Genomic DNA, 11,903 nt, shown 5'->3' with positions numbered 1-11,903 from the left:
TGCTGTGCGCCCATCGCGGGGCAAGCCCGCTCCCACAGGTCCCGCGATCGGGCGCACGGCGGCCCAGGTTCAAAGGTGCCCCCAATTTCTCAGGCTTTCATGACAATCCGGCGGCACTCCAGGCCTTGGCCAGGCGCTTGTCACGGGCCGCGCCAGCCAGCGCCAGCAGGCCCTGGTCGCGCAGCCACAATTGCGCCCAGTGCTCGGGCCCTGCGGCCAACGCCTGGTCGATCTCGCTCCGCAAGCCCTGGAACTGGGCAAACAGGCCACCCAGCAGCAAGTGGCAGGCCACGCTGTCCGGGCATTGCCGGCTGCCCTCGGCACAACCGGCCAGCAGCGCGATCAACCGCAGCCGCAGGTCCTGCGGCCAGGCGCATTCCTGGGCGACGCCATGCAGCCAGGCCACCAGCGCGGCGAGCACATAAAGGTCTTCAAGGGAACGGAACGGTTTGACGTAGGCGTCCCAGCCATCGCCGGCAAGCAACTCGCACGCCGCCTCCTTGAGCTGCAGCCGGCCATGGCCGACTTCGGGCATCAACGGCAGGGTCGGCAAGGCCTCGAGGCTGACACCCGGCTCCCCCGGATAGACCACCGCCAGTTGCAACCGCGGCGCCTCGCCCGGCCCTTCATGGCGCGCCGCCACCAACAACCATTCAGCGTCCAGCCCGGCGGTGACGAAGTCCTTGCTGCCGGTCAGGCGCAAACCATCGAGGCGGGTGTGCATGTCCGCCGGGCGCACGCTGCGCCGCTCGGTGGCGCACAACGCCCCCAGGCTGGCGGGGGCGCTGGGCCAGAGCACGCGCAGCGCCGCCTGGTAACCGAGCAGGAAGGCCAGGCCCGGCGTGGCCATGGCCCGCCCGCCCAGCACCGCCAGCTCGAACGGCGCGACGGCGCCCAGGCGTTCAAGCACCGCCGCATAGGTTTCGCCCAAGGTCGCCGCCAGTGGGTGGCGCAAGGGGTCGTTGAGTCGTTGCAACCAGGCCATCGCAAGCTCCTTGTAGGGGTGTCACGCAAGCATCACCAAAGATTCACAGGGGTGACACCGGGCGTACCTAGGCTGACTTTGCACAACAAAGCCGACCGGCCGCAACCCTTTGGCTGGCTTATGGAGACTCGCAATGACTCGGATCGCTCGCTCTGGCGACAACAGCACTGAACGCCGTCTGCAAGCCGAACGCCTGGTCGGCGCCGCGGCCCTGCAGGAAGCACAGGCCCTGCGCTTCAAGGTGTTCAGCGCCGAATTCAAGGCCAAGCTCAAGGGCGCCGAACACGGCCTGGACATGGACGACTACGACATCCACTGCCGCCACATCGGCGTGCGCGACCTGGCCACCGGCCAACTGGTCGCCACCACCCGCCTGCTCGACCACCAGGCCGCCAGCAGCCTGGGCCGCTTCTACAGCGAAGAAGAATTCAGCCTGCACGGGCTGTTGCAGCTTCAGGGCCCGATCCTCGAACTGGGCCGCACCTGCGTCGACCCGGCCTACCGCAACGGCGGCACCATCGCCGTGCTCTGGAGCGAGCTGGCCGAAGTGCTCAACGAAGGCCGCTACAGCTACCTGATGGGCTGCGCCAGCATCCCCATGCAGGACGGCGGCGTACAAGCCCACGCGATCATGCAGCGCCTGCGTGAACGCTACCTGTGCACCGAACACCTACGCGCCGAACCGAAGAACCCGTTGCCCAGCCTGCCGTTGCCGAACAACGTCATCGCCGAGATGCCGCCGCTGCTCAAGGCCTACATGCGCCTGGGCGCGAAGATCTGCGGCGAGCCTTGCTGGGACGAGGACTTCCAGGTCGCCGACGTGTTCATCCTGCTCAAGCGCGACGACCTCTGCCCGCGCTACGCCCGTCACTTCAAGGCGGCGGTCTGATGCTGCGCCTGCGGGCCGCTGCCCGCCTATTGCGGCTGTTCCTGGTGCTGGCCCTGGGGCTGGCAATGGCCAGCATCATCGCCCTGGGCGAACGCCTGGGCCTGAAGGCCTCGATCGAACACCGCCAGCGCTGGACACGCCTGTTCATGGGCCGCCTGGTTGCCGCCCTGCCCTTCGACGTAAAGGTCAGGGGTGAACTGCCACAACGGCCAATGCTCTGGGTCTGCAATCATGTATCGTGGACCGATATCCCGCTGCTCGGCATGCTCACACCGCTGTCGTTCCTGTCCAAGGCCGAGGTCCGCCACTGGCCGGTGGCCGGCTGGTTGGCCGAAAAAGCCGGTACGTTGTTCATCCGCCGTGGCGGTGGCGATGCCCAACGCCTGCGCCAGCAGATCAGCGAACAGCTGGGCGAGCAACGCCCCCTGCTGATCTTCCCGGAAGGCACCACCACCGACGGTCGCACCCTGCGTACCTTCCATGGACGTCTACTCGCCGGGGCCATCGATCAGGGCACGCCGCTGCAGCCGGTGGCGATCCAGTATCTGCGCGCGGGTCAAGCCGATTCGATCGCGCCGTTCATTGGCGAGGACGACCTGGTGTCCCATCTGATGCGGATCTTTGGCCACGACCGGGGCGAGGTGGTGATCCACCTGTTGCCTCCGATTGGCAGCGAAGGCCAGGAACGCGCGGCGCTGGCGTTCCAGGCGCAGCAGGCGGTGCGCCAGGCATTGTTCGGCATCGTGGAAGTCGAGCCGCGCCGCCTGGCCAAGGCGGCCTGAACAGTTGACGTCAGCTGTGCCGGCCTCTTCGCGGGTAAACCCGCTCCCACAAGGGCAACGCCAGCTTCAACTAGTGCACTGTACCTGTGGGAGCTGTTTACCCGCGAAGAGGCCAGCACAGGCAGGAGAGCATCAACTGCCTGCCACTCTTCGCGCTACCGCAAACGCCTGCAGTTGCGGATAGAACTCACGAAAATCCGCCAACAAAGGCTCATACAGACGCTCCAGCTCCCCCATCACCCCGTCCATCCCCTCGGGCCGTGACAAGCGCCGGGCAATGCCGCCAAACACCTGCTCCAGGGTGGCGAAGTCGCCATAGGCCCCCAGCCAGTCATCCGCCGCCATGAACGGCGCGATCCGTGCCAGCCGGCCCGGCAGCTGCGGTTCAGCCAGCAGCACCTTGTAGAAGTTACCGGTGAACTGTACCAGCGGCTGCTCCGCGTACTCCCCCCAGTGCCTGGCCAGGCAATGATCGAAGAACACATCCAGCACGATCCCGGCGAAGCGCCGCCGCTCGCGCGGGAAACGCGCCAGCGCCGCCAGCACCAGCGGGTGGCTGTCGGTGTAGCTGTCGATGTGCCGGTGCAGCCGGATCGAAGCCTCCAGCGCCGGCGGAAAACGTCCCTCCAGCGTGCCCTTGACGAAGTCGCCATACAGGCTGCCGAGCAGTTGTTGCGGCGCCGGGCCGCCCAGGTGAAGGTGCGCGAGGTAGTTCATGGCGCCAGTCTAGCACCGCCCACCCCCATATCGTCATGAACCGATATAGCCAATGACGCTTGCCTCAGAACCCTTTCATATTTGTATATCGCGATGCAGCGATTTATATTTCGCTCCATCGCGATATACCGCTACACACCACGAGCCAACCATGCCCCTCGATCTCGACGAAATCATAAAAGCCCTGGCCCACCCGGTCCGGCGAGACATCCTCAACTGGCTGAAAGATCCGGCCGCGCAGTTTCCCGACCAGCACCACAGCACCGAGCACGGTGTGTGTGCCGGGCAGATCGACCAACGCTGCGGCCTGTCGCAGTCGACCGTCTCCGCCCACCTGTCCACCCTGCAGCGCGCCGGTCTGATCAGCAGCCAGAAGATCGGCCAGTGGCATTTCTTCAAACGCAACGAGGCGACCATCAAGGCGTTCCTCGAGCAAATGAGCCAAGAGCTCTGACCTGATCCACGCGAGGCTTCGCATATGACTACGCTGTTCGACCCGATCACGCTGGGCGACCTGGAACTGCCCAACCGCATCATCATGGCCCCGCTGACCCGCTGCCGCGCCGACGAAGGCCGCGTGCCCAACGCGCTGATGGCCGAGTACTACGTACAGCGCGCCAGCGCCGGCCTGATTCTCAGCGAAGCGACCTCGGTCACGCCGATGGGCGTCGGCTATCCGGATACCCCGGGAATCTGGAACGACCAGCAGGTGCGTGGCTGGCACAACGTGACCAAGGCCATCCACGGCGCCGGTGGGCGGATCTTCTTGCAACTGTGGCATGTCGGGCGCATCTCCCACCCGTCGTACCTGAACGGCGAGCTGCCGGTGGCCCCCAGCGCGATCCAGCCCAAGGGCCATGTCAGCCTGGTGCGCCCATTGAGCGACTATCCGACCCCACGAGCCCTGGAAACCGAAGAGATCGCCGACATCGTCGAGGCCTATCGCAGCGGCGCCGAGAACGCCAAGGCCGCCGGCTTCGACGGCGTGGAGATCCACGGCGCCAATGGCTACCTGCTCGACCAGTTCCTGCAGAGCAGCACCAACCAGCGCACCGACCGCTATGGCGGCTCGCTGGAGAACCGCGCGCGGTTGCTGCTGGAAGTTACCGACGCCGCCATCGAGGTATGGGGCCCGGGCCGCGTGGGCGTGCACCTGGCGCCACGGGCCGATGCCCACGACATGGGCGACGCCGACCGTGCCGAGACCTTCACCTACGTGGCACGGGAGCTGGGCAAGCGTGGCATCGCCTTCATCTGCTCGCGGGAGAAGGAAGGCGACGACAGCATCGGCCCACTGATCAAGGCGGCGTTCGCTGGCCCGTATATCGTCAACGAGCGCTTCGACAAGGCCAGCGCCAACGCTGCCCTGGCCAGCGGCAAGGCCGATGCGGTGGCCTTCGGCATCCCGTTCATCGCCAACCCCGACCTGCCCGCGCGCCTGGCCGCCGACGCGCCGCTCAATGCGCCGCGTCCGGAAACCTTCTACGCCAAGGGGGCCGTGGGCTACATCGACTATCCACGGATGTGAGTGAAGCGAACGTAGGGCAGGTTCGTCGTCGTGGCAGCGGGCTTGCCCAGCGATAGTCCAAGGACTCAGGGCCGGGCGTTGATCTGCTGCTGCAGGTTCTGGATCTGGCTCTGCAGGGTGCTGATATTGCGCGTCACCTGCCCGCGGAAGGCATCGAACTCCTGTACCGAGGCACCGCCGGCCGATGTGGCCGGGCGGTTGTCCACCTGGCTCTTGAGCACCAGCACATCCTGCTCCAGGCTCTCGATGGCCGCGCTCGGGTTGCCCTGTTTCTTCAGCGCCGCCACTTCATTGCTCAGGCTCTTGAGCTGACCATCCAGCTTGCCGCCATCCACCTGGCCCGACTTGAGCGCCGCAAGCTCCGCGTTGACCGCCTTGAGCTGCGCCTGCAACTGGCCCTGCAACTCGGTCACCGCCTTCTGCTGCTCGCGGGTGTCGGCCAGCACCTGCTCCAGACGCTTGCCCAAGTCCCCGGCCTGCCCGGCGACGCCCTGCTGCTGCTTGCCCTGCTCCGCCAGCGAGGCCTGCAACTGGCGAATCTGCAGCTTCAACGCCTCGCTGCCGGTGCTGTTGCTGGACTCGCTGGCATCGACCTTGCCACTGATCGCCTGCAGGCGCCCGGCCGCTTCTTCGCTGATGCGGGCAAAGCTCTCCTGGGTCGCCACCAGTTGCTGCTCCATCAGGGTGATCTGCTGGAAGCTCCACCAGCCAAGCCCGCCCAGGGCGATGAACGAGGCACCGAGCAAGGCCCACAGCGGGCCATTGCTGCGTGGGCGCGCCGCCTTCTGGCGGCTGCGGGCCACATGGGCGGGCAGCAGTTCATCGTCGTCGGGGGTGCCGGCACGCAAGGTGGGCACATCGTCAAAATCGTCGTGGGCGTCGTTACGCATGGGTGCATTCAACCGCGGTGGTAGCAAAGAGACATGAGTATAAACCGCCTGGGCGGCGCACTGATGACCATCATCCCGCCCACAGGTTCAGCGTTGTCCCGCCTGCGCCTGCCACCAGGCACAGAATTCATCCAGCGCGGACCACACATCGGCCTGGGGTCGGTAGTCCAGGTACTGCCGGGCGCGGCCGATATCGAGGGTGAAATCGCTGCTCATCACCTGCACCGCCGTGCGGCTGAGGGTCGGCTGCGGACGCCCGGGCCAAAGCAGGCAGGCGGCCTCGTTGAGCGCCGCCAGGCCATAGGCCAGGCCGGGGGAGCGGTAGCGGGTGACCTGCGGCAGCTGCATGCGGCGCATCACGTAGTTGACCACGTCCCACAGCGGCAAGGGCTGGCCGTTGCTGATGTTGTAGGCCTGGCCAAGTGCCTGCTCCTCGGCGAACAACGCACTGAGCAGCGCTTCGTTGAGGTTGTGCACACTGGTGAAATCGACCTTGTTCAGGCCATTGCCGATGATCGCCACGCGCCCCTTGGCCTGCATGCGCATCAGCCGCGGGAAGATGCTTGCGTCGCCGGCCCCGGTGACGAAACGCGGTCGCAGCGCCAGCACTTCCAGGCCGAACTCCTGGGCGCCGAACACTTTCTGCTCGGCCAGGTGCTTGGTCAGTGCGTAATGGTCATGGAAGCGGCGCGGTACCTGGTCCTCGCGGATATCCAGGCGTGACCGGCCGGTGAAGTAGATCGACGGCGACGACAGGTGCACCAGGCGCCGCACATGCTCCTTGATGCAGCCCTCGACCACGTTCTCGGTCAACACCACGTTGCCCTGGTGGAAGTCCTGGTAGCGGCCCCAGGTGCCCACGGCGCCAGCGCAATGCACCACCGCATCCACACCCTGGCACAGGCGCCGGGCCAATTCGGCGTCGCCCAGGTCGCCCGGGATGAACTGCGCCCCGCGCTTGACCAGGTGCTCCACGCCCTCTGCCCGCCGACCATTGACCCGCACCTCCAGGCCCTGCTCCAGGGCGAAACGCGCAAAGCGCCCGCCAATGAAGCCGCTCGCGCCGGTGACCAGAATTCGCATGTAAGACTCCGCCTTGCCAGATTTCGGATGCAACTGACGCCCGATGTGCCTACAAGGGCACCAGCCACTGCCGCGCCGAATGGCGCAGGTGGTCGGTCAGCTGGGCGAGCAACTGCCCGCCGTTGCGCCAATGATGCCAGTACAGCGGTACATCGATGGGAGTATCGGCGCAGATTTCCACCAGCTCACCACGGGCCAGCTGCTCGGCAACCTGCCGCTCCGGCACCAGCCCCCAGCCCAGGCCGGCCTCGGTCATGCGCAGGAAACCTTCGGACGAGGGACATAGGTGATGCAGGAAACCTTCCTGCACGCCTAGCGACGCCAGGTAGCGATGCTGGAGAAAATCGTCCGGCCCGAACACGATTGCCGGGGCACGGGCCAACCGCTCGACCGCGAAACCCTGGGGGAAGTAGCGCGCCATGAACGCGGGACTGGCCAGCGCTCGATAGCGCATCGACCCCAGCGGCAGGCTGCGCGCCCCAGCCACGGGACGTTCGCTGCCGCACAGGCAGGCCGCAACCTCGCCGGCACGCATGCGCTTGAGGCCGACCTCCTGGTCCTCGACCACCAGGTCAAGCAAGACCTGCTGCTGCGCGCAGAAGGCCCCCACCGCACCGGCCCACCAGGTCGCCAGGCTGTCGGCGTTGAGGGCGATGCGCAGGCGCTCGGGCATGCCTTCCTCGTCCAGCGCCGGCACCTGGCGCTGCAGGTCGCGCTCGAGCAGGCGCACCTGCTGCACATGGTTGAGCAACTGCCGGCCGACCTCGGTCGGGCTCGGTGGCGTGGCGCGCACCAGCACCGGCTGGCCGACCCGCGCTTCGAGCAGCTTGATGCGTTGCGAGATGGCCGATTGCGACAACCCCAGCACCTGGGCGGCGCGTTCGAAACCGCCTTGTTCGATCACCGCGGCGAGGGCGGCGAGCAGCTTGTAGTCGAACATCGATTTCTCTAATGACTGATCAGCTCTATTTGTTTTTCTTATACAGCTGCAGCCCTGACAATAGCCACATCTTTCTTGTTGATCCGTGCCGATGCTTGCATCGGTGCCCGTGGAGTGTTCCCGCTATGTGGCAAAGCTATCTCAACGGCATGCTGGTGGCCTTCGGCCTGATCATGGCCATCGGCGCGCAGAACGCCTTCGTCCTGGCGCAGAGCCTGCGCCGCGAGCATCACCTGCCGGTGGCGGCGCTGTGCGTGGTCTGCGACGCGCTGCTGGTCGCCGCCGGCGTGTTCGGCCTGGCCACGGTGCTGGCGCACAACCCCACGCTGCTGGCCGTGGCGCGCTGGGGTGGCGCGGTGTTCCTCATCTGGTACGGCGCCAAGGCCCTGCGCAGCGCGTTTTCCAAGCAAAGCCTGCAGCACCAGCAAGGCCAGGGTGTGCGCTCGCGCCGCGCGGTGCTGCTGAGCGCGCTGGCGGTGACCCTGCTCAACCCCCATGTGTACCTGGACACCGTGCTGCTGATCGGCTCCCTCGGCGCACAGCAGACCGTGCCCGGCGCCTACGTGGCCGGCGCCGCCAGTGCCTCGCTGGTGTGGTTCTCGACCCTGGCGATCGGCGCCGCCTGGCTGGCGCCGTGGCTGGCACGCCCGGCGACCTGGCGCATGCTCGACCTGATGGTGGCGGTGATGATGTTCGCGGTGGCGGCGCAGCTCATTTTCAACTGAACCGCGCCCCTGTGTAGGAGCGGCCTTGCCGAGACGTCGGACCGGCCGGAAAGGGCTGCGTAGCGGCCCCAGGATTTCAGCGTGCATGCAAAGATCGCCGGGGCCGCCTTGCGGCCCTTTCGCGGCGCAAGGCCGCTCCTACAGGGATTGCACATCGCCTGGAAGGGGCCGCCTGTCGGGCCCGGCCAACCGCTCTGGAACCTCTATTCCCCACAGATGTTGCGTGGTTAAGCGCCCGGGCCGGTGCTATGATCCTGCCCTTGCGTCGCAAAGGGTACAAACTCGCCGACGCTCATCAGGCCACCCGTGAGGCCTGGCGCAAACCGCAAACAGACCTGAATCAGGAGATCCACCATGGCTTTTGAATTGCCGCCGCTGCCGTACGCCCACGATGCCCTGCAGCCGCACATCTCCAAGGAAACCCTGGAGTTTCACCACGACAAGCACCACAACACCTATGTCGTGAACCTGAACAACCTGGTCCCAGGCACCGAATTCGAAGGCAAGACCCTGGAAGAGATCGTCAAGAGCTCTTCGGGCGGCATCTTCAACAACGCAGCCCAAGTCTGGAACCACACCTTCTACTGGAACTGCCTGTCGCCAAACGGCGGCGGCCAGCCGACCGGCGCCCTGGCCGAGGCCATCAACGCCGCCTTCGGTTCGTTCGACAAGTTCAAGGAAGAGTTCACCAAGACTTCGGTCGGCACCTTCGGCTCCGGCTGGGGCTGGCTGGTGAAGAAGGCCGACGGCTCCCTGGCCCTGGCCAGCACCATCGGCGCCGGCTGCCCGCTGACCAGCGGCGACACCCCGCTGCTGACCTGCGACGTCTGGGAACACGCCTACTACATCGACTACCGCAACCTGCGTCCGAAGTACGTCGAGGCGTTCTGGAACCTGGTCAACTGGACCTTCGTTGCCGAGCAGTTCGAAGGCAAGACCTTCAAGGCCTGATCATTCGCCTTGAATTCAAAAGACCCGGCCTGAGTGCCGGGTTTTTTATTGCCTGGCGGGATGTCGCCGCATTCGGTAACGGCATACCTGACAGAATTGTTTGCAACCCATCTCCGCGCTCTTGCTCAGCCCGCATAGCGCGCTAACATCAACCATCTGGAAAGTTGACGCAGCGCACTCAAGTCGCATGACCGCTCGACCGATACAGAGCCAAGGGCAATTCCGTCGACGGACGGGTTGCCTGCCGGGGTATCGGGTCGATAGTCTCCCGCCATGGTTGATGGCAAAATAATGGCATGCGCATGGATTAAGGAAACCCCATTGAAGCTGGAATTTCGAAACAGCTTATCGGTCAAGCTGCTGAGGGTCGTACTGCTCTCGGCGCTGGCTGTCGGCGTCGTACTCAGCTGTGCGCAGATCGTCTATGACGCCTACAAGACCCGCCAGTCCGTGAACAACGATGCCCAGCGCATCCTCGACATGTTCCGCGACCCATCGACCCAGGCGGTGTACAGCCTCGACCGGGAAATGGGCATGCAGGTGATGGAAGGCCTGTTCCAGGACGAATCGGTGCGCATGGCCTCCATCGGCCACCCGAACGAAACCATGCTGGCGGAAAAATCCCGGCCGCTGCAGGACATGTCCATGCGCTGGCTGACCGACCTGATCCTCGGCCAGGAGCGCACCTACACCACGCAGCTGGTCGGCCGCGGCCCGTACAGCGAGTATTACGGCGACCTGAGCATCACCCTCGACACCTCCTCCTACGGCGAGGACTTCCTGATCAACGCCGTGATCATCTTCATCTCCGGCGTGCTCAGGGCACTGGCCATGGGCCTGGTGCTGTACCTGGTGTACCACTGGCTGCTGACCAAGCCACTGTCGAAGATCATCGACCACCTGACCCAGATAAACCCCGACCGCCCCAGCCAGCACCAGATCCCGCAGCTCAAGGGTCACGAGCGCAACGAGCTGGGCCTCTGGGTCAACACCGCCAACCAGCTGCTGGCCTCCATCGAACGCAACACCCACCTGCGCCACGAGGCCGAGAACAGCCTGCAGCGCATGGCCCAGTACGACTTCCTCACCGGCCTGCCCAACCGCCAGCAGTTGCAACAGCAACTGGACAAGATCCTGGACGACGGTGGCCGCCTGCAACGCCGCGTCGCCGTGCTGTGCGTGGGCCTGGACGACTTCAAGGGCATCAACGAGCAGTTCAGCTACCAGGTCGGCGACCAGCTGCTGCTGGCCCTGGCCGACCGCCTGCGCGCCCACAGCGGCCGCCTTGGCGCCCTGGCCCGGCTGGGGGGCGACCAGTTCGCCCTGGTCCAGGCCAACATCGAGCAGCCCTATGAAGCCGCCGAACTGGCCCAGAGCATCCTCGACGACCTCGAGGCGCCCTTCGACCTCGACCACCAGCAGATCCGCCTGCGCGCCACCATCGGCATTACCCTGTTCCCCGAGGACGGCGACAGCACCGAGAAGCTGCTGCAGAAAGCCGAGCAGACCATGACCCTGGCCAAGGCCCGCTCACGTAACCGCTACCAGTTCTACATCGCCAGTGTCGACAGCGAGATGCGCCGCCGTCGCGAGCTGGAAAAGGACCTGCGCGAAGCCCTGCCGCGCAACCAGCTGTACCTGGTGTACCAGCCGCAGATCAGCTACCGCGACCACCGCGTGGTCGGCGTCGAGGCGCTGCTACGCTGGCAGCACCCGGAGCTGGGCATGGTCCCGCCCGACCAGTTCATCCCCCTGGCCGAGCAGAACGGCAGCATCATCAGCATCGGCGAATGGGTGCTCGACCAAGCCTGCCGGCAACTGCGCGAATGGCACGACCAGGGCTTCAGCGAACTGCGCATGGCGGTCAACCTGTCCACCGTGCAACTGCACCACAACGAACTGCCGCGGGTGGTCAACAACCTGCTGCAGGCCTACCGCCTGCCACCCCGCAGCCTGGAGCTGGAAGTCACCGAGACCGGCCTGATGGAAGACATCAGCACCGCCGCCCAGCACCTGCTGAGCCTGCGCCGCTCCGGCGCCTTGATCGCCATCGATGACTTCGGCACCGGCTATTCCTCGCTCAGCTACCTGAAATCGCTGCCGCTGGACAAGATCAAGATCGACAAGAGCTTCGTCCAGGACCTGCTCGACGATGACGACGACGCCACCATCGTTCGCGCCATCATCCAGCTGGGCAAGAGCCTGGGCATGCAGGTGATCGCCGAAGGCGTCGAGACCGCCGAGCAGGAGAGCTACATCATCGCCCAGGGCTGCCACGAGGGTCAGGGCTACCACTACAGCAAGCCGTTGTCCGCGCGCGAACTGACCAGTTTCCTCAAACAGGCGCAACGCAACCAGGTTTCCGCCCTGTAAGCCCCGCCGGCCTTGGCGGTGCACCGCGAACGGGCGTTTG

General features: G+C 65.7%; 12 protein-coding genes. 7 read left to right on the top strand and 5 right to left on the bottom strand.

All coding sequences use genetic code 11. The features are described from left to right. Window positions 1-97: 97 nt before the first annotated feature. On the bottom strand, window positions 98-985 hold the full coding sequence (locus tag PRtIB026_RS08420) for an acyl-CoA dehydrogenase (RefSeq protein WP_203647874.1): 888 nt from the start codon (window positions 983-985) through the stop codon (window positions 98-100). A 133-nt stretch (window positions 986-1,118) separates the two neighbouring features. Here PRtIB026_RS08420 and olsB point away from each other — a divergent pair, with 133 nt between their 5' ends. Together olsB and PRtIB026_RS08410 are read left to right on the top strand one after the other, a co-directional pair. Next, entirely contained in the window at window positions 1,119-1,874 is a 756-nt protein-coding gene (gene olsB / locus PRtIB026_RS08415) for an L-ornithine N(alpha)-acyltransferase (protein ID WP_028689712.1), read from the top strand. Further along, on the top strand, window positions 1,874-2,656 hold the full coding sequence (locus tag PRtIB026_RS08410) for a lysophospholipid acyltransferase family protein (RefSeq protein WP_203647875.1): 783 nt from the start codon (window positions 1,874-1,876) through the stop codon (window positions 2,654-2,656). Before olsB ends, PRtIB026_RS08410 begins: the two co-directional genes overlap by 1 nt. Window positions 2,657-2,788: 132 nt before the next feature. Here the strand turns inward: PRtIB026_RS08410 and PRtIB026_RS08405 are convergent, their stop codons facing one another. Beyond that, window positions 2,789-3,373, bottom strand: coding sequence for an ACP phosphodiesterase (locus PRtIB026_RS08405; RefSeq protein WP_203647876.1), 585 nt, complete (start codon window positions 3,371-3,373; stop codon window positions 2,789-2,791). Between the two features lie 151 nt (window positions 3,374-3,524). On the opposite strand from PRtIB026_RS08405, the gene PRtIB026_RS08400 reads away from it, so the two are divergent. Next, the gene (locus tag PRtIB026_RS08400; protein WP_203647877.1) at window positions 3,525-3,827 is read left to right on the top strand and encodes an ArsR/SmtB family transcription factor; all 303 of its coding nucleotides are present in this window, start codon (window positions 3,525-3,527) and stop codon (window positions 3,825-3,827) included. A 24-nt stretch (window positions 3,828-3,851) separates the two neighbouring features. Further along, window positions 3,852-4,901: an alkene reductase gene (locus tag PRtIB026_RS08395; RefSeq protein ID WP_203647878.1), complete on the top strand. Its 1,050-nt coding sequence runs from the start codon at window positions 3,852-3,854 to the stop codon at window positions 4,899-4,901. A 65-nt stretch (window positions 4,902-4,966) separates the two neighbouring features. Here PRtIB026_RS08395 and PRtIB026_RS08390 read toward each other — a convergent pair whose 3' ends face one another. From PRtIB026_RS08390 to PRtIB026_RS08380, 3 genes are all read right to left on the bottom strand, one after another. Next, on the bottom strand, window positions 4,967-5,791 hold the full coding sequence (locus tag PRtIB026_RS08390; RefSeq protein ID WP_203647879.1) for an ATPase: 825 nt from the start codon (window positions 5,789-5,791) through the stop codon (window positions 4,967-4,969). An 87-nt stretch (window positions 5,792-5,878) separates the two neighbouring features. Next, window positions 5,879-6,874 carry an NAD-dependent epimerase/dehydratase family protein gene (locus PRtIB026_RS08385; protein WP_203647880.1) on the bottom strand — a complete coding sequence of 332 codons (996 nt, stop codon included), beginning with the start codon at window positions 6,872-6,874 and terminating at the stop codon, window positions 5,879-5,881. 49 nt (window positions 6,875-6,923) lie between these two features. Then, window positions 6,924-7,814, bottom strand: coding sequence for a LysR family transcriptional regulator ArgP (locus PRtIB026_RS08380; protein WP_186713153.1), 891 nt, complete (start codon window positions 7,812-7,814; stop codon window positions 6,924-6,926). A gap of 125 nt (window positions 7,815-7,939) precedes the next feature. Between PRtIB026_RS08380 and PRtIB026_RS08375 the strand changes: the two genes are divergently transcribed. From PRtIB026_RS08375 to PRtIB026_RS08365, 3 genes are all read left to right on the top strand, one after another. Beyond that, window positions 7,940-8,539, top strand: coding sequence for a LysE/ArgO family amino acid transporter (locus PRtIB026_RS08375; RefSeq protein WP_186713154.1), 600 nt, complete (start codon window positions 7,940-7,942; stop codon window positions 8,537-8,539). A gap of 354 nt (window positions 8,540-8,893) precedes the next feature. After that, a complete protein-coding gene (locus PRtIB026_RS08370) occupies window positions 8,894-9,490 on the top strand; it encodes a superoxide dismutase (protein ID WP_203647881.1) in 597 nt (198 codons plus the stop codon). 321 nt (window positions 9,491-9,811) lie between these two features. Next, window positions 9,812-11,863 (top strand): putative bifunctional diguanylate cyclase/phosphodiesterase, encoded by a 2,052-nt coding sequence (locus PRtIB026_RS08365; protein ID WP_050703880.1) that lies wholly within the window; start codon window positions 9,812-9,814, stop codon window positions 11,861-11,863. Window positions 11,864-11,903 lie beyond the last annotated feature (40 nt).

Source organism: Pseudomonas sp. RtIB026 (assembly GCF_016861355.2).
GTDB classification, from domain to species: domain Bacteria; phylum Pseudomonadota; class Gammaproteobacteria; order Pseudomonadales; family Pseudomonadaceae; genus Aquipseudomonas; species Aquipseudomonas peradeniyensis.
This window is presented reverse-complemented; position numbering and strand designations above follow the sequence as displayed.

Excerpts from the sequence above, each read along its gene's own strand:
- PRtIB026_RS08380 (WP_186713153.1), bottom strand. The coding sequence starts at position 7,814 with ATGTTCGACTACAAGCTGCTCGCCGCCCTCGCCGCGGTGATCGAACAA.
- PRtIB026_RS08375 (WP_186713154.1), top strand. The coding sequence starts at position 7,940 with ATGTGGCAAAGCTATCTCAACGGCATGCTGGTGGCCTTCGGCCTGATC.
- PRtIB026_RS08390 (WP_203647879.1), bottom strand. The coding sequence starts at position 5,791 with ATGCGTAACGACGCCCACGACGATTTTGACGATGTGCCCACCTTGCGT.
- PRtIB026_RS08370 (WP_203647881.1), top strand. The coding sequence starts at position 8,894 with ATGGCTTTTGAATTGCCGCCGCTGCCGTACGCCCACGATGCCCTGCAG.
- PRtIB026_RS08420 (WP_203647874.1), bottom strand. The coding sequence starts at position 985 with ATGGCCTGGTTGCAACGACTCAACGACCCCTTGCGCCACCCACTGGCG.
- PRtIB026_RS08410 (WP_203647875.1), top strand. The coding sequence starts at position 1,874 with ATGCTGCGCCTGCGGGCCGCTGCCCGCCTATTGCGGCTGTTCCTGGTG.
- PRtIB026_RS08400 (WP_203647877.1), top strand. The coding sequence starts at position 3,525 with ATGCCCCTCGATCTCGACGAAATCATAAAAGCCCTGGCCCACCCGGTC.
- PRtIB026_RS08395 (WP_203647878.1), top strand. The coding sequence starts at position 3,852 with ATGACTACGCTGTTCGACCCGATCACGCTGGGCGACCTGGAACTGCCC.
- PRtIB026_RS08385 (WP_203647880.1), bottom strand. The coding sequence starts at position 6,874 with ATGCGAATTCTGGTCACCGGCGCGAGCGGCTTCATTGGCGGGCGCTTT.
- olsB (WP_028689712.1), top strand. The coding sequence starts at position 1,119 with ATGACTCGGATCGCTCGCTCTGGCGACAACAGCACTGAACGCCGTCTG.
- PRtIB026_RS08405 (WP_203647876.1), bottom strand. The coding sequence starts at position 3,373 with ATGAACTACCTCGCGCACCTTCACCTGGGCGGCCCGGCGCCGCAACAA.